17 protein-coding genes are annotated in these 16,283 nt (G+C 47.4%); 14 read left to right on the plus strand and 3 right to left on the minus strand.

The features are described from left to right. The 6 genes from N0M98_RS33035 to greA form a co-directional block, all read left to right on the plus strand. A partial coding sequence (locus tag N0M98_RS33035; protein WP_259620437.1) for an aminopeptidase occupies window positions 1-771 on the plus strand: 771 nt, incomplete at its 5' end. 94 nt (window positions 772-865) lie between these two features. After that, the gene (locus N0M98_RS33040; protein WP_249863034.1) at window positions 866-1,321 is read left to right on the plus strand and encodes an NUDIX domain-containing protein; all 456 of its coding nucleotides are present in this window, start codon (window positions 866-868) and stop codon (window positions 1,319-1,321) included. A 3-nt stretch (window positions 1,322-1,324) separates the two neighbouring features. Further along, window positions 1,325-1,912: a uracil-DNA glycosylase family protein gene (locus N0M98_RS33045; RefSeq protein WP_249863035.1), complete on the plus strand. Its 588-nt coding sequence runs from the start codon at window positions 1,325-1,327 to the stop codon at window positions 1,910-1,912. Window positions 1,913-2,015: 103 nt separating this feature from the next. Then, window positions 2,016-2,771: a class I SAM-dependent methyltransferase gene (locus N0M98_RS33050; protein ID WP_259620438.1), complete on the plus strand. Its 756-nt coding sequence runs from the start codon at window positions 2,016-2,018 to the stop codon at window positions 2,769-2,771. Window positions 2,772-2,898: 127 nt separating this feature from the next. Further along, window positions 2,899-3,684, plus strand: coding sequence for an SDR family oxidoreductase (locus tag N0M98_RS33055; RefSeq protein ID WP_249863037.1), 786 nt, complete (start codon window positions 2,899-2,901; stop codon window positions 3,682-3,684). A gap of 76 nt (window positions 3,685-3,760) precedes the next feature. Next, complete coding sequence (gene greA / locus N0M98_RS33060) at window positions 3,761-4,240, plus strand: transcription elongation factor GreA (protein ID WP_249863038.1); 480 nt, start codon at window positions 3,761-3,763, stop codon at window positions 4,238-4,240. 74 nt (window positions 4,241-4,314) lie between these two features. On the opposite strand, the gene N0M98_RS33065 is transcribed toward greA, so the two are convergent. Further along, a complete protein-coding gene (locus N0M98_RS33065; RefSeq protein ID WP_259620439.1) occupies window positions 4,315-5,322 on the minus strand; it encodes a DUF4303 domain-containing protein in 1,008 nt (335 codons plus the stop codon). A 210-nt stretch (window positions 5,323-5,532) separates the two neighbouring features. On the opposite strand from N0M98_RS33065, the gene N0M98_RS33070 reads away from it, so the two are divergent. The 7 genes from N0M98_RS33070 (at window position 5,533) to N0M98_RS33100 (ending at window position 13,142) form a co-directional block, all read left to right on the plus strand. After that, window positions 5,533-6,270, plus strand: coding sequence for a WecB/TagA/CpsF family glycosyltransferase (locus N0M98_RS33070; RefSeq protein ID WP_259620440.1), 738 nt, complete (start codon window positions 5,533-5,535; stop codon window positions 6,268-6,270). Between the two features lie 296 nt (window positions 6,271-6,566). Next, window positions 6,567-7,046: a DUF6530 family protein gene (locus tag N0M98_RS33075; protein ID WP_259620441.1), complete on the plus strand. Its 480-nt coding sequence runs from the start codon at window positions 6,567-6,569 to the stop codon at window positions 7,044-7,046. 59 nt (window positions 7,047-7,105) lie between these two features. Beyond that, window positions 7,106-8,221 (plus strand): AAA family ATPase, encoded by a 1,116-nt coding sequence (locus N0M98_RS33080; protein ID WP_259620442.1) that lies wholly within the window; start codon window positions 7,106-7,108, stop codon window positions 8,219-8,221. A 134-nt stretch (window positions 8,222-8,355) separates the two neighbouring features. Then, on the plus strand, window positions 8,356-9,318 hold the full coding sequence (locus N0M98_RS33085) for a vWA domain-containing protein (RefSeq protein ID WP_259620443.1): 963 nt from the start codon (window positions 8,356-8,358) through the stop codon (window positions 9,316-9,318). Window positions 9,319-9,359: 41 nt separating this feature from the next. Beyond that, the gene (locus tag N0M98_RS33090; RefSeq protein ID WP_259620444.1) at window positions 9,360-10,802 is read left to right on the plus strand and encodes a cache domain-containing protein; all 1,443 of its coding nucleotides are present in this window, start codon (window positions 9,360-9,362) and stop codon (window positions 10,800-10,802) included. Window positions 10,803-10,968: 166 nt separating this feature from the next. Continuing rightward, window positions 10,969-11,337: a BlaI/MecI/CopY family transcriptional regulator gene (locus N0M98_RS33095; RefSeq protein WP_249863045.1), complete on the plus strand. Its 369-nt coding sequence runs from the start codon at window positions 10,969-10,971 to the stop codon at window positions 11,335-11,337. A gap of 35 nt (window positions 11,338-11,372) precedes the next feature. Then, the gene (locus N0M98_RS33100; RefSeq protein WP_259620445.1) at window positions 11,373-13,142 is read left to right on the plus strand and encodes a M56 family metallopeptidase; all 1,770 of its coding nucleotides are present in this window, start codon (window positions 11,373-11,375) and stop codon (window positions 13,140-13,142) included. Between the two features lie 80 nt (window positions 13,143-13,222). Here the strand turns inward: N0M98_RS33100 and N0M98_RS33105 are convergent, their stop codons facing one another. Together N0M98_RS33105 and N0M98_RS33110 are read right to left on the minus strand one after the other, a co-directional pair. Continuing rightward, window positions 13,223-14,092, minus strand: a complete 870-nt coding sequence (locus tag N0M98_RS33105; RefSeq protein ID WP_249863047.1) for an ATP synthase subunit B family protein — start codon at window positions 14,090-14,092, stop codon at window positions 13,223-13,225. A 228-nt stretch (window positions 14,093-14,320) separates the two neighbouring features. After that, a complete protein-coding gene (locus N0M98_RS33110; RefSeq protein ID WP_249863048.1) occupies window positions 14,321-15,232 on the minus strand; it encodes a LysR family transcriptional regulator in 912 nt (303 codons plus the stop codon). 144 nt (window positions 15,233-15,376) lie between these two features. Between N0M98_RS33110 and N0M98_RS33115 the strand changes: the two genes are divergently transcribed. Beyond that, window positions 15,377-16,048, plus strand: coding sequence for an O-methyltransferase (locus N0M98_RS33115; RefSeq protein ID WP_249863049.1), 672 nt, complete (start codon window positions 15,377-15,379; stop codon window positions 16,046-16,048). Window positions 16,049-16,283 lie beyond the last annotated feature (235 nt).

Below are 16,283 nucleotides of genomic sequence, written 5' to 3' on the forward strand. Positions count from 1 at the left end.
AGGGGGGAGTTATCCCCATGTGGATATTGGTTTCAAAATTTCGCTGGTCCCACTCCCACTTATTCACAGTTGTTGATCCGCTCCTGGATGATCGCCACCGCATTCTTATGCGCTTTCGAAATTCAGGTTAATGTTTGTAATCTTGATTATTCCAAAATGGATAAGGAAATGGATCATTTAGTGGCGTTGATGGATCAAACGGACAAGGTGAGGATTTCCGGCCCCGGGACAGATGTAACATTCTCAATTAAAAATATGCCTTCGTTCAAAGACGCAGGAATCATGAACCTTCCGGATGGCGAAGTATATACAATGCCGGTTAAAGAATCCGTTAACGGGTACATTTCGTATAATACACCGTCGATTAAAGAAGGGTTTACTTACGATAATATTCGCTTTGAAATACAGAATGGTAAAATTATACATGCTACGGCGAATGATTCGGACCAAATAAATAGATTGCTTGATACGGACCAGGGGGCTAGATATTTTGGGGAATTTGGAATCGGGTTGAACCCCTATATTGAAAAACCAATGAAAGATACTCTATTTGACGAAAAAATATGGGGCAGTTACCACTTAACTCCCGGATGTGTACCTGTAGGATCGCCTGGGAATCAGAATTGGTCAGAATTGCACTGGGATATTGTAAATATTCAGCGATCTGATTTCGGTGGCGGAGAAATATGGTTCGATGATATTCTGATCCGTAAGGACGGATTCTTCATTCCAGAAACATTAGTAGGATTAAACCCGGAAAACCTAAAATGAAGCTTAAGAAGAACGTCAGTTAATACATTCATTCGGAACGATTGACTATTTAAATTATAAGCATTTCCATTATCGTTTAAGGGGATGGAAACCATTGGCTCATAAGCTTGCGGCTGGTGTTGTGATTGTAAAAGATGAAACGGTATTGCTGGTAAAAGATAAGTCCGGCTGGAGTTTGCCGAAAGGGTCGACTGAAATGGGCGAAACATTCCTGAAGACGGCAGAGCGGGAAGCATTTGAGGAAACAGGATTGAAAATAGCCGTTGAAGAAGTTGCTTTTATTACGGAGTATACTTCGGAGAAGTATGGACAATATCTCCATGTTTATTATTCAGGAAGCTTACAATCAGAACAAGGTGAGATGAAAGATCCCGATCTTGATGTGATAGAGGTACGGTTTGTGAATGTAAGGGATTTACGCAATTTCATAAAGTTCCGCCCATGGCTCATACCTTTGGAAAAATGGATTCAAAATAGGGAGTTAAAATACCATTCATTCGATTCAGCCGTTGAAGGATTTTATATTTCTGAAATGAATTGCGAGGATTAGACGATGTCTTTTACGGAACTCAAAGGAAACATTCTTGCTTGCGATGATTGTACAGAAAAGTTCGGGTTTACCCCCGTTCCGATAGTTCATGGAAATGAACGATCTAAAATTATCCAAATCAGCCAAGCCCCTTCGAATAATGTTCATCTCACAAAAAAGCCGTTTAACGATCCTTCGGGAGCGAAGCTGAAATACAAATGGTATCAAATAACCGACGATGTTTTTTACAATGAAGATCATTTTTATATCACTGCATTATCTCATTGCTTTCCCGGTAAAAATGCAAAAGGAGGGGACAATCCTCCACCGTTAGCTTGTGCTCGAAAATGGCTCAGGAAGGAATTGGAAGCCGTTAACAATGAATTATTTGTAATTATCGGATCGAAAGCCGCGAAATTTTTGTTTCCAAATGAAAGTTTTGACGGCCTCGTTTTTAAAAATAATACGTTGAACGATAAACCTGCGATAGTGCTGCCGCATCCTTCGCCGCTGAATAGGAAATGGTTTAAGGATCATCCGCTATTCGAAGAAAAAAGATTACCGGAGATAAGGGAAATCGTCCGAAAAGTTCTTTGGGAAATTTCAGGTTAGCGCTGCGGGCAGGAAATTTTCATTAAAATCAAATTTGCTAAAGATATTGCTGACGGTTAAAGTTATACTGTTCGATACATAGAGACAGAAAGGGAAGGTTACTTTGAAACAAAATAAATATGACGACTTGGGATTTTTTGAGAAATACAGTCAGATGCCTCGCTCGGTCGGCGGCTTGGACGCTGCCGGGGAATGGAGCACCTTTCGGGCATTGATTCCAGATTTGCGCGATAAAAGAGTGCTTGATCTTGGCTGCGGTTTCGGCTGGCATTGCCGTTATGCGCGCGAACACCAGGCTAGATCGGTTGTAGGCGTCGACCTTTCCGAGAATATGCTGGAACGCGCCAGAACGATGACCGACGATCCGCATATCGAGTATCGGCGCCTTGCGATCGAAGATATCGATTTTGGAGCGGGGGAGTTCGATGTGGTCATCAGCTCTCTTTCGCTCCACTATGTCCAAGACTTCGATAACATCTGCCGTAAAATTTATCATTGCCTCGCAGCGGGAGGAAGCTTCGTGCTCTCGGTTGAGCATCCGATCTTCACCGCGCTGGCGGCGCAAGACTGGTACTACGGCCAACAAGGCGAGAAATTGCATTGGCCTGTCGACGACTACCATAAGGAAGGTCCGCGGCAGGCAAGATTTTTGGAGGATGACGTCATCAAATATCATCGTACCGTTACCAGCTATATCAATACATTAATCGAATCCGGCTTTCAAATCACGAAGCTTTCCGAGCTTCAGCCGACTCAAGAGATGTTAGACCAAAATCCGGCATGGCAAGAAGAAGTGCGGCGGCCGATGTTTTTGCTTATAGCGGCGGTCAAAAATCCATCGGAGAGCGTAAGCAACTAATAGTGACGGCAGTCTAGGACATGTTGATTTGGTCCAAAGCTGCCGTTGTTTGTATACAAGTTTCCCTGAAGAAGATGCGGTTTTGGATAGTTAACGGACTTGAACAGATATGATGGGAGGGACGACGATGGAGCAAAGATTACAAGGTCATATAGCGGTGGTTACGGGGGCCAGCCGACGAGAGGGGATAGGGACAGCTATTTGCCGAAGTTTGGCGAGTGCGGGGGCTGATATTTTCTTTACCGTTTGGCGGGAATACGATGATTCTATGCCTTGGGGCTCGGAGCGGGAATGGGCTGGTTTATTGCGCAACGAGATTCAAGCGATGGGACGCCGCTGCGAAAGCATCGAAATCGATTTATCGGATGCGAATGCTCCGGCCCGCTTGCTCGATTCCGTTTCGGAGAAGCTGGGCTCTCCGACGATTCTTGTCAATAATGCCACTCATGACGCGAGTAACGGGTATATGAACGTTGACGCAAAATCTTTTGACAAGCATTATGAAGTGAACGTGAGAGCCACTTGTCTTCTTTGCGTTGAATTTGCCCGCCGTTTTAAGAAAGAGAATTGCAAAGCAGGACGCATCGTCAATCTCACATCCGGTCAAGAGCAAGGTCCAATGATCGGATCTTTGGAGTATGTAGCGACGAAAGGCGCCATATCGGCTTTTACCCGTTCCTTGGCTCCGGAAATCGCTTCGCTGGGCATAACGGTGAATGCGGTTAATCCGGGACCTACCGATACGGGATGGATGACGGACTCCATTAAGCAGCATCTTTTGCCGCGGTTTCCCACGGGACGAATAGGTTTGCCGGAGGATACCGCCCGCTTAATTACGTTTCTTGCCAGCGATGAAGCCGAGTGGATTACAGGTCAAGTTATACACTCCGAGGGCGGATTTATTCGAGCATAGTATTTTTCCGATAGATCTTACATTTTGCCGGGAATTGGGGTAAACTAATAAGATGACTAAGAAATGGAGTTGAACCATGAGCAACGAAGAAGTTATTTTAACGGAAGAGGGACTGGCCCAAATCGAGGAGGAGCTCCACGAGCTGAAAACGGTCAAACGCAAGGAGTTGTCGGAGAGACTGAAGGTGGCGATCAGCTACGGAGATCTCAGAGAGAACAGCGAGTATCACTCGGCCAAGGACGATCAAGCCTTTATGGAGACTCGCATCCTGACGTTGGAGCGTATGCTGAAGAATGCCAGAGTCGTGGCGTCAAGCGAATTAAATCTGAGTCAAGTCGGAGTGGGCTCTGTCGTGACTCTCAATGATATCGAGTTTGCCGAGAAGATCGAGTACCGGATCGTCGGACCGGCCGAAGCTAATGTAGATGAGAACAAGATTTCTTACGAAAGCCCGCTGGGCAAAGAGTTGATGGGTAAAAAAGTCGGCGATAAGATCAAGGTAAATGCGCCTGTGGGCGTATTGCAGTACGAATTGCTTGAGATCAAGGCGAATTAACGGCGTAAGACGAACATTAAGATAAAGACACCCGCTGGGTACCCGCTGGGGTGTCTTTTTTTCGCCGCTTTAAGTTAACTTTGGGAGCGGATGTCTTCATAAAGTGCTCCCAGTACATAGCGAATGTCCGGGTCCTCTTCCGTTTTCAGTTGCTCGGTTACTGCCGGCAGTATGCTGTGCCCAAGCTCCAGAAGGAGCTCGTAAGCTTGGTAGCCCGTTCTCCAAAAGGGGAATAGACTAAAATCACTGAATTCCCCGCCGCTGATGGATGACATCCAGTATTGGTATTGTTCTTCTATCGATTTTTCTTTTACCGAGTCGATCCGCTGTTTCAGCGCGTCATCTTTTTCCTTTAAAAGAGGCATTGCTTCATATAGCCGGTCGGTTGGAACGCATTTTCTGATTAAGGAGCCGAGCGTTAAGTAATCCCCGCCGTCTCCGTCGGCTGAAGATACATAGGCTATGAAGTTGTCCGTTCGATTCAGCCCTTGGAAATCATCCTGTAAACGTCTGATGACCTCCATAGCGATCATATAGAGCTGAGAGTCGACTATGCTTTTGTCGAATATGTAAGGGGTATCGATTCGTAAATTATACGGTTGTTCAAGACTGACACAGTAATAAACGTTTAATATGTTTTCTAATGGTTCAGGTATCCCGTCGTACATAAACGAGTAGTCGCCCTCGGAAAATTGATAATCATGATAAATTTGTTCCATAGTACGATTTCGTTCGGGGTAGTTGCTCCGGCTTTTATCGTAAGCGGCTTGTACGCTTTTGTTTAGTTCGGCTAAATTATTCATGTAGACGATAAAGCCGCCGTGAGTGGCGTCCGTATAGATGGAAAAGGTGTAAACGTCCCGATTATTTTCGGTTTCGGAAAATTCGCGAATGCAATCCAGGCAAAAATGATAGAGCAGGTCCTCGATTTCTTTTGAACTGACGAATCTTCCTCGATAATTGGCGATATCATCCGTTTCCACTATTTGCTGGTCTGGCAGGCACACCCAAAACCGTCCCTGACCGTCGTAACCTCTTCTCCCGTTAATAAGTCTTCCAATATGAATGTCGTAAGAACTCAAATCCGTCACATCCTCTAGTATAATGATGATCAGCTGCGTTGCCGAAATCCATCACCCATTATAGACAATATGTCCGTATGAAACCAATGGTGCTTCTGTATCATTTTTCCTGTTTAAAGATATGAGGTCACCCCGCATACCCCGGATAGCTCCGAAAACCAGTTTATGTTAAAATATGTCTAACGACATGCAAAAGGTGGATGGGCCCGGATGAATAACTACGCTAATGTAATGGGCATTCAGTTCCCGAAACATACGCTTGACCGCACGGTGGAAATCCTTAACGAAGTGGTAGAACGGAGGCCGCCGGAATTGTTCCATGTGATCACCGTCAATCCGGAAATCACTATGGCCTGCCGGAAGGACGCCGAGCTGCGCGCCATCGTTGAGGAAGCCGGGCTGATTACGGCCGACGGCATCGGCATTGTGATGGTATCCCGTGTCCGCGGCGGGAATCTACCTGAACGGGTGACCGGTTACGATACATTAATAAGACTGCTGGAATCCGGTAATCGGAAGCGGTGGTCGTTCTATATTTTGGGAGCGGACGCGGCCGTAAACGAACGGGCATGCGAGGTGATTGCGGAGCGCTATCCGTCGCTGCGTATCGCTGGGAACCACCACGGATTTTTCAAGCAGGATGAGGAAGAACGGATTGTGGAAGAGATCGCTTCGCTTGCGCCTGACATCCTAATTGTAGCGCTGGGGGCTCCGTACGCCGAAAGATGGATTTACAAGCATAAATCCAGATTGAATGCAGCGATTGCCATCGGCGTCGGAGGCAGTCTGGACGTCATCGCCGGGAAAGTGAAGGAAACGCCGGAAAGCTGGAAGAAGCTGAACGTCGAATGGCTGTACCGGTTGATCCAGCAGCCGGCCAGATGGAGGCGTCAACTTATTTTGCCGAAGTTCGCTATCAGGGCGTTATTGTTCAGGGAGCGGCAATAAAGCGCTGGTCGTCCTAGAGATGTTGAAGTTAAGCCGTTCGGCTTGCATAAGAGCTGTCCTTAAGGTTGCAAACACCTTGAGGCCGGCTCTTTTTTATGCCTGAACGATTTGTTAACGGGAATAGGATTTTCGGCGTTTACTGACGCAACCAATGAAGCAGGGGCTACCGCCGGGTTGACGGATGACATAAAGTGCGTTAAGATGATCTAGTAATTTAGTAAATAAGTAATTTAGTAATTAAGTCCGTCGGCACCCGATAAATAACCAATTCATCTATATAGAAAGAAGGAAACGATATGAAAATACCTACGACTTTGAAGCATAAGCCCGTCGTCGTGTCGGAAAATTATGAGCAGGTGGACGGTCGGCTCGCCGGCAGCACGGATGCGAAAGGACTTTCCTTGGGATTGGCTCAGTGGAACGACAGAGGGAAGGTCGATATTTCTGCCAAAGTATGGAGATACACGGGGGAAAAATGGTCCAGACAGTCCGAGGAGCTGCCGCTTCATCGCGTGCTGGATTTATCTATTCTCATCTGCCGGACGGTATCGCATTTCCGCGAAGCTTACCGGTACGAGCATCTATACGATCCGCAGCAGCCGGTGATCGACCGGATCGGCCTGCAAGGGGACGCCATGACGGTAGCGGTCTGCACGGATAACGACAAAATCAACGAAGATATTAAGCTGTTCAATCAGGCGCTCAGCGACGACGACGAGATGATCGGGGAACGTCTGCGCACGTTGTCCCGAATTTTAAAGGATATGGGATATTAAGGCTCGCTAGGGGCTGCAGCATAAGTATGCTAATAAGATGTGTTTTGAGGTGAAATATTATGAATGATCGTGAATCCTATCTATTATCCCCTGCAAGATCGTTGACGGAAGAAGAGCGCAAGCTCGTTTGGAAAATGCCGCAATCGCATCAAGTCAGCGAAGAGGAGCGGCGGATTTGTCAAGAAATTAAGCGCAATTGGAATCGCGGGGAGTTGAAGATCGCCAATGTTTTGCTGGAGGGCGACGCGGGCTCCGGCAAAACGCAGCTGGCCAAAGCGTTATCCGCCCATTTCGGGCTGCCTTACACGAAGGTGACTTGTTTTGCCGATATGGACAAATCGGATATTATCGGGGCGATCTTGCCGGTCGTTTCATCCGAGCGATTGGAGAAACTGGAGCCGGAGGATCGAGCCGCGCTCAAGGCGCTGTACGAAAGCGACGGCTTGCAAAGCGCTGCGGAGCTGCTAATGAACGCGCTGGGGGTGACGCGCGATGTTGCCGCGCTCAAGCTGAAGCAGCTCTTGAAGCTTGCCGCGGAACAATCCGACGGAGAGCCGGTGGAGTACCGCTTCTATCCTTCCGAGATCGTCAGAGCTTTCAAGCAAGGGTATTTGCTGGAAATTCAGGAACCGAACGTGATTCGGGACGCCGCCGTGCTGATGGCGCTGAATTCCGCGTTAGAGCTGGACGGAAGCATCAATCTTCCTACGGAAGTCATTCATCGGCACCCGGATTTCATAGCGGTCATTACGGCCAACCGCAGCTATGCCGGGGCAAGGCCGCTTAACGAAGCGCTCCGTGACAGAGTTCAGCATACGGAGAAGATGGACCTGCCGGTCAAAGAAGTGATGGTCGAACGGGCGGCGGCCAAAACCGGTTATGGCGACCGCGAAGTGCTGGACGTTCTGGCGGATATTATCATTAGTTTGGACAAAACCGCCCGGGCTAATGCAATGAAAGGCGTAGCCGGGATGCGCTCGTATTTTTATTGGGCCGACGCGGTCGCCGCAGGCGCTGCGCCGAGGCAATCGCTCTATCATAAAGTCATTTATAAAATTACCACCGATTCCGAAGAAATCAGATTGCTGGAAGAAGCCCTCGAAGCCCGCGGTTTGCTGGCGGCGCTGGAGGAAGCTTCGCAGCAGGTAAAAAAAAACGAAACGGCGAAGCCGTAGAAATCCGAACATGGGGGAGCATCGAGCCTATCGATGAGAACCGTGAAGATAAGGACGACGAACAGGGCATTCGGCTAAAAAAATCGGCGGATAGCGACGACGGCGGCGGAGAACCGGGTGAGCCATCCGACCGCATGGAAAGCTGGGACACGGGAGAGAACGGTTCTCCCGTCATTCACGAGGCTAACCCTGAGCCGATGGCGGCCGAGGCGCGGCGGCAGGAGAAGGAGTTCCGCAAACAACTGAACCGCTTCGCCAGAGACATCGTGTCCGATTCGATTCATAAAGGAGTCAAGCTGATCGTTCACCGCCCGGAATACGATGCGGACAATCAGCGGGAATACGTCCGTTTAAGCTCGGAGCTGCTGCCCATCGTGCGGGAGATTGCCCGAAAGACGCTTCCGCTGCTGGAGCATGAGTCCGCTTCCGAATTTGCGAGAAATCACTACTACGGCGCCAAATTTCAAGCGGATAGCGTCGCTTACCGCGACTTCCGGTATTTTGCCAAGAAACGTCCGCCTGCGGAAACCCCTTCTCTGGCCGTCGGCTTAAGAGTCGACGAATCGGCGTCGATGGCGGCCTTCGGGAGGCTGGAGGCGGCCAAACGGGCGGTCATCGCCGTATATGAATTTTGCCGTATGTGCGATATTCCGGTGCTGATCTACGGCGATACGGCGGACGTCTCCCGTTTGGAGCAGATGGCGGTCTACGCCTATGCCGATTTGGAGAAGCCTGACCCGAGCGACCGCTTCCGGCTGACGGGCATTCGGGCCCGAAGCAACAACCGCGACGGTATGGCGCTAAGAATTATGGGGGAACGGCTGGCCGCTTCGCCGAAGCAGACCAAGCTGCTGATTAGCATTAGCGACGGCCAGCCCAAGGCGATGGAAGACTATACCGGAAGCCTCGCCGTTCAAGACATGCGCCAGACGATAGCCGAATATGAACGCAAAGGCGTCTCCTTCTTAGCGGCCGCAATCGGCCAGGACAAAGAGGTCATCAGCGGCATTTACGGGGAGGAGCGGTTTCTGGATATTACCGATCTCCATGAATTCCCAGCGAAGCTGGTTCGCATGATCGCCCGCTATTTGCGCTGACGCCAACAGATCAAGGCCGCTCTTAGGAGCGGCTTTTTTCCATGCGTCCGCCGCCGGAGGAGCGCCTGCCGAAATCCGCGGCCTTCGCCCGACGGCTTGTACCGCAAAACGGCAATATGGCTTATAATAACAATCATAACGAAAGCGTTCACATGCGTGTCATCAGTCTTGACAAGCGAGGCTTGACGGGACGGGAGAGAGGACGGGAAACTATGTTTTATTCGCTAAAAAACCGCTTGATCGCTTTTTTCGTCATCCTGCTGGTCGTTTCCTTCGGGACGATGTTCTATTTGCTCTTTCAAGAATCGCGGTCGATGATCCGCTCCTATATCGAATCGTCGGCATTGGAAAAAATGGACGAGTACGGCTCCTTCGTGCATATGGCGCTATCGCAAATGTATGACTTGTCTTCCGTAGTGTTCAACAGCGAGACGACGAAAAAATGGGACAGCGCTTTATCCGATCCTTCTCTGCCGGAAGGCGAGAAGATGCTCGCTAACATTGCGATGAGCCTGTTTCTGACGCAAACGACGAACAACTATTCTATCGCTTCTTCCGTCTCCATTTACCGCAAGGATGGCACCCGCGTCGGCGACGGCAATGAGGTATCGGCGAACATCGAATTTCAGGATGAGGGCTGGTACCGGAAATTCGTCAATGAAGGCGATCATTGGGAATCGGCTCACTCCGATCCGGTGGAGGCGCTGCGTTCCCGGCCGTATCAGGTGCTCAGCCTAATGCTGCCGATCGGCACGTTCGAGCCAACCTTGGCGAAAAGCGTGCTCAAGGTCAATGTGAGCTCCGATTATTTCCTGGAACCGCTGAACCGGATTCATCTTGGAGAGAACGGCACGATCTTCCTCGTCGATCAGGACGGACGCCCGATTTTGTCGCAAGCGGACGAGTACGACGCGCTTCCGAACCTGGCGCCCAATGCGGCGCTGGCCCGGTCGGAAACGGCCAGCCAAGGCGTGCTGTATGTGCAAAACGCGCGGGGAACGACCGATATTCTCGTTTATAAAAAGCTGCAGATGAATAACTGGATGCTGGTCGGACTCGTGCCGGAGAAGGATTTGTTCTTGAAGCTGTTCAAGCTGCGCGACAGCAGTCTGCTCGTCTCCGCGCTGCTGCTCCTCTTCGCCATTATCGGGGCGTCATGGATTTCTTACGGGATTACGAAGCCGCTGTCGCGGCTTGCCTCTGCGATGCGGCATGTGTGGGCCAGCTTCGTTAACGGCAGCTATGCGCTGGGCGTATCAACATCTGCAAGCGGGAAGGTAACCGGGCCTTGGGTTCACGAAGCGCAGCCGCTTTATCAGGACGACGGCGGCCACGGCATGCTGTTCCGCACCTTCGACGGCCGGTTGATGCTGACGATTCATACGCCCAATCGTACGCCGGACGAACGGCCTATTTTTCTGGAGGTGGAGGATGCGGGCGGGAAGCTTCGCGTTAAGGGAGAGTATTGTGGATTAGAAGCTTGAAAAGCTGGGCGAGAAATTATTTCATAAAAAGGGCTGCTTCCAAGTAAATTTGGAAACATCCCTTTTTTGATTCATTCTCAAATCAAGGAAGATTTGACATCATTGCAGGTAAAATGTAATAATAAACCCATCGACTACAAATGTAGTCAAAAGAAGGAGGATGGATATGAGCAACATCCCTCGCATTTCTGAATCAGAATTGGAAATTATGAGGATCTTATGGGCAAAAACGCCTTGCACTGCAAATGATGTAATTGAGGAACTGAATAAGACATGGAAACCTAACACAGTGAAAACATTTATTAGCAGGCTTGTAAAGAAAAATGTAGTCAGTTTTAAAGAGGATGGGCGCTCCTATTATTACTATCCTTTAGTAAGTGAAGAGGAGTACTTAAGGACGGAAAGCGAGTCGTTCTTGAAACGTATTTATGGAGGGGCTCTAAAGCCGATGTTAGTTAACTTTATTCGAGATGACGAAACATTGTCCTCAGAGGATATTGCAGAGCTTAAAAGGCTTCTTGATAAAAAAGAATAATTATTTTGAATTCTCATTAGGAAGGATAGGTGAATGTGACAGACATATTGACTTTTTTTCAGTGGGTGTTATCTACTTCTGTAATGGCTACGGTGTTAGTAGGGTTGATTTTGTTGATGAAGCTGTCCCTGAAGGGTAAATTAAGTCCGAAATGGCATTACATGCTTTGGCTTCTCCTGATCATAAGGTTAATCCTGCCTTGGTCACCGGAGAGCTCGTTCAGTGTATTTAATCTTCTGACATTTACCAATAAACAGGAGTCGAATTTTAATTTCCAAAGTATGGATTTTGCTAAATCTCTGGAAGATAGCGTGCCGGAAGAAATAAAACCGTACGAAACGGATCGGCATATGGACAGTCAACCGAGTAGCGATAAAGCGGATTTAGCCGACATTCACGGTTCAACAAGCTATTTGTCTCTATTCCTCCAATGTTCTGCTTTAGTTTGGCTTATGGGAATTCTGATATTGAGTGCCAAGGTATTTCTTGCGAATCGCAAATTTGAGCTAACTATGCGAAATGAAACAAAAAAGATCAACTCTGAAATCGAAAAAACGTACAATATATGCAAAAAGATTTTATTTATCAAAGCGTCGATCCCGATAGTTTTATCAGACAAAGTTTCTAGTCCGACGTTATGGGGAATCCTTCACCCTAAAATCATCATACCAAAATCAGCTGTAAGCAAGCTTACTTCCGATGAATTACGCTATATTCTCCTTCATGAATTAATTCATCTCAAACGAAAGGATATAGCGATCAATTGGATCATGAATGCACTGCTCATTCTACATTGGTTTAACCCTGTTCTTTGGTATGCGTATTCCCGTATGCGTGAAGACCAGGAGATAGCATGCGATGCAGTAGTGCTGAATTGCATCGAACGGAATGAATCCGAAGAGTACGCCAGAACTATTATTAAGCTGATGGAGCATATCTCACAACCTCTTCAATTCCCGGGACTGGCACGTATTTCCGGAAGCAAAAAACAGCTTAGAAGGAGGATAATCATGATCAAACTGTTTAAAAAAAATACTTTTAAACTATCGCTGCTTGGGGTGGCGGTTGCTGCGCTTTTAAGTGTTGTAGCTTTAACGAATGCGAAAGGGGAATCATTAGAGGCATCTCAATTTTCCGAAGAATCAACAGCTATCAGTAAAGATATGGTTGTGAAAATGCTGGGAAGTTCTTTAGATCATTTTACAACGGTGAAGGGGAAGTTCATTGATTCGGCAAGTAAGGAAAAGAGTGCTGTCGAGTTTCAAGTTCGTGAAGGGGAGCAGCCTGCAAGTTATTTAAAAAGCGGGGCCCATGAGGTCATATTTACGAATGGATATTTGATTAATAAAATTAATGGAAAATATGAGACATTGACTTATATCGGCCCTCCGCCGCAAACTCCTGATGAAAAGAAGCTTCCAAAAACGGAGCAGCCACCAAGACGAGATCCGGCAAATTCGGGAATTGCCGAAACGATTGTCGTTCCGGAGCAACAAGCATCGGAATTTCTCAAAGTTTCTGATCTTTGGCAAATAATTGGCGAGGGTTCGCTATTGGGAAGACCGGTAATTCAAATTAGCGGAGATTTGCCTAGTGAGCTCCAAAGTAAATATGATGCGGAAAAATTTACGATGTGGATTGATAAGGAAACAGGTATGTTGTTAAAAAGAGAGCTATACAACCGTAACGGGGAAGTAACAAGTGATTTGACGGTATTGGAGATTGCTATAAACCCTAAATTAGATGAGAGTCTATTTTATATCTCTAAAACAGACTTTGAGGAGCTGTATGGGAAAAGAAAGTAATTCCTAAGTACGTTTGCCCTAAAAAGTCAAGAGTGTGGCAAAAGTCTGCCACACTCTTATTTACTATTAAAATAATATTTCTACCAAACAGCGTTAAATTTGCCTGTTACATCTGGGTAATTGAAATTTCTTGCACTAACAGCGTAGTACCCTGAAACTGAGAAAGTCGCATAGTCCGTGCTCGTAGGGCTCAAACTTTTAAATTGCATTTCGGTATATTGTGATCCATTTTTTTCATATAAGCTGGCGATTGTCCAGTTCAGGCTATCGATTGGGTGGTCATTATTTCCAGGAATAGTCTCGACACCAAGAGCTCCGGGAGAATAGATATCTACAGATCTCTCACCAAAGTTATAAGTTAGGAAAGACATTGGGCTCACAGTATCCTCACTTTTGGATGTCTTTCTTACAATAAAATTCTCATTTTCTCCAACTATATTTTGCATATTTGCTATCTGAGAAGAAGCTAAAGAAGTACCAAGCTCGGCTGCTTGTTTTTCTAAAATTTCCTTTGGGGTAACAACGATATTAGTAGGATCTACTTTCCACTTATCCCCTTCTAATACTACATCATAAGGAATTACAGGGTATTCTTTACCATTCTCTGTTTTTTTGACTTGAACTTCGTATTCAGAATCATTAATTTTTTGGGTTTTTATAATATCAATTTCAATGTTTCCTTCTTTTAAGTGAGAAGATACATATTTTGTACTATCATCCTGAGAATGAGCCACATTATTAAGATACTTAGCAGAATCTTTTTTATTTAAACTATCAAAAAAATCTTTGACAGTTTGCTCCACTTCTAGTTTAATAGGCTGAATTGATTCAGAGATATTTTGCTCATTTGCTCCAGCGGAGTGTCTTTGAAATGGTGCGGCAGAGACTGGATATACGCTAGCAATTAATGTAGACAATGCAATTGTAGAAATGAGTGCTGTTTTTTTCATGGATTAGCTCCTTTTTCTTATATATTTTTATTACAAAATTTATAATATCACATTTTTTACTTAATTAACCATTATTTATAAAAAAGAGTAAATTAGTCCCTGATTATTCTTTGTTTGTGAATTATTAATGAATAATATAAGTGCAAATGTACTAATTGCTAGACCTATTTCTAACAACATTAGAAGCTTTTGAGTTTATGCAGTATCTATCGATTTTTATTATCGCCTTCACCCCTCCCCAACAGGTTTCATGTAAGGATAACGGCGGATCATTCGGATGAAATTCATGGCGGGGGCGGACAACGGTTCGTGTTTGCGGGTGCAGATGGCTATCGTGTTTTTTAGATGAATTCCTTCTACATACACCCGGCACAGTTCTCCGCGTTCTACATAGTCTCGCACGACGAGGGAAGAGACGAAGTTCGCGCCGTATCCGGCGACGACCGCCGTGATAGCTTCGTGCAGTCCGTTGAACTGCAGAGAGATCGTGGGCTCCGGCGAGTTGAACGTACGGCAAAGCGACAGCAGCCTCTCTCTCGTCGAGCTGCCTTCCTCGCGCATGACGAACGGTTCTTTCATCATGTCGGTCAAGGAAACCCGCCGATTCGCATATTTGTGGGTCGGGGCGACCACAAACCACAGCTCGTCTTGAAACAGCTCCTCGGTGTGAATCGAATCCGGATAGTTCTCGGGAACGCCGCCGTAGACGGCTATATCGGCTTCGACCTGGAGCAGCTGCTTCATCGCATCGCTCGAATTGGTTGTCGTGATGATCATCTCTACTTGCTCGTACTGCTGCTTAAATTTGGCGATCCAGGCGGGAATTAGAAAATGGGCGGGCAAATAAGTGGCCGCAAGCCGAATGCAGCCCTTCGCTCCGCTTTTGTAATCCCGGGCGAATTGTTCGATCTGCTGCTCTACGGCGAACAGCCGCTTGGCTAATAGGGTTAGCTCTTCTCCGGCATCCGTCAATGCGATCCCTCTGCCTTGCGGTTTGAATAAGGTGAGCTCCAGCTCTTTTTCAAACTTTTTCACTTGTGCGGTAATGGCGGGCTGGCTAATATTCAAAAGCTCCGAAGCGCGGGTTACGCTGCCTGTCGAAGCGATAACATGGAATAATCGCAAAGCATGCAAATTCATATGGAGTCCTCCTCATCCTGTCATGAATTAATCATATATTAAAACTATAATTTGTACAAAATTATATATTATATTTATGATTTGGCTTCGAATATAATGATCTCGTAAGGAAGCCAAATCGAAGGAAGAGGAGAAGTGATATCTATGAATTCGGAAAAGATTTGGGAGCAGGTCGATCATTATATTACGGACCGTCTGATACCGCATGATCCGGTTCTGGAGCAGGCGCTTATATCCAACCAACAAGCCGATTTGCCGGCTTACGATGTGACACCGAACCAAGGAAAGCTGCTGCAGCTGTTCGTTCGGATGCAGGGTGCCAAACGTATTCTGGAAATCGGCACTTTGGGCGGATACAGTACAATCTGGATGGCCGGAGCATTGCCTGCCGACGGGCGTGTCGTCTCGCTGGAGCTGAATCCGCATCATGCCGAGGTGGCGAGGGCCAATCTGGCTTTTGCCGGACTGGAAGACAGGGTCGAGCTTCGCGTCGGAGATGCGCTGGAATCGCTGGATCGGCTCTATGCGGAGGGGGAAGCGCCGTTCGATTTGATTTTTATCGACGCCGACAAGCCGAGTAATCCGTCGTATTTGCAGTGGGCGCTGCGCTTCTCCCGCCCGGGGACGGTCATTGTCGGAGATAATGTGATCCGCGACGGGGAAGTGATCGACAAGCATAGCACCGACCCCCGCATCCAAGGGGTGCGAACGTTTTTCGATATGCTGGCCGACGAACCGAGGATTTCGGCTACGGCGATTCAAACGGTGGGCAGCAAAGGCTATGACGGTTTTATGATCGGGATCGTTAACGGCTGACCGCTTTTTGCAGCTTGCCAGCGGCGTTAAGAACATAGGAGATAACGGTTCGACATCATATCATCATATATTCCAGCTAATGGTTGCCGTGCAGGCAGCCATTTTTTGTTGTTTAGCGTGCCCAGAGGCACGCATCTTCTAGCCGGTGAAAATCCGGTCGCGGGAGGGGCCAAGCCCCCGCGTAGCTAGGATGCCTGCGTACGGCGAAATCTGTGCGTAGAAGCGCGTCGACGAA

The organism is Paenibacillus doosanensis, from assembly GCF_025060755.1.
Classification (GTDB): Bacteria; Bacillota; Bacilli; order Paenibacillales; family NBRC-103111; genus Paenibacillus_S; species Paenibacillus_S doosanensis.

Bases quoted from the DNA above. Each gene is read 5' to 3' on its own strand.
- N0M98_RS33045 (WP_249863035.1), top strand. From the start codon at position 1,325: ATGTCTTTTACGGAACTCAAAGGAAACATTCTTGCTTGCGATGATTGT.
- N0M98_RS33055 (WP_249863037.1), top strand. From the start codon at position 2,899: ATGGAGCAAAGATTACAAGGTCATATAGCGGTGGTTACGGGGGCCAGC.
- greA (WP_249863038.1), top strand. From the start codon at position 3,761: ATGAGCAACGAAGAAGTTATTTTAACGGAAGAGGGACTGGCCCAAATC.
- N0M98_RS33070 (WP_259620440.1), top strand. From the start codon at position 5,533: ATGAATAACTACGCTAATGTAATGGGCATTCAGTTCCCGAAACATACG.
- N0M98_RS33075 (WP_259620441.1), top strand. From the start codon at position 6,567: ATGAAAATACCTACGACTTTGAAGCATAAGCCCGTCGTCGTGTCGGAA.
- N0M98_RS33080 (WP_259620442.1), top strand. From the start codon at position 7,106: ATGAATGATCGTGAATCCTATCTATTATCCCCTGCAAGATCGTTGACG.
- N0M98_RS33085 (WP_259620443.1), top strand. From the start codon at position 8,356: ATGGAAAGCTGGGACACGGGAGAGAACGGTTCTCCCGTCATTCACGAG.
- N0M98_RS33090 (WP_259620444.1), top strand. From the start codon at position 9,360: ATGCGTCCGCCGCCGGAGGAGCGCCTGCCGAAATCCGCGGCCTTCGCC.
- N0M98_RS33095 (WP_249863045.1), top strand. From the start codon at position 10,969: ATGAGCAACATCCCTCGCATTTCTGAATCAGAATTGGAAATTATGAGG.
- N0M98_RS33105 (WP_249863047.1), bottom strand. From the start codon at position 14,092: ATGAAAAAAACAGCACTCATTTCTACAATTGCATTGTCTACATTAATT.
- N0M98_RS33110 (WP_249863048.1), bottom strand. From the start codon at position 15,232: ATGAATTTGCATGCTTTGCGATTATTCCATGTTATCGCTTCGACAGGC.
- N0M98_RS33115 (WP_249863049.1), top strand. From the start codon at position 15,377: ATGAATTCGGAAAAGATTTGGGAGCAGGTCGATCATTATATTACGGAC.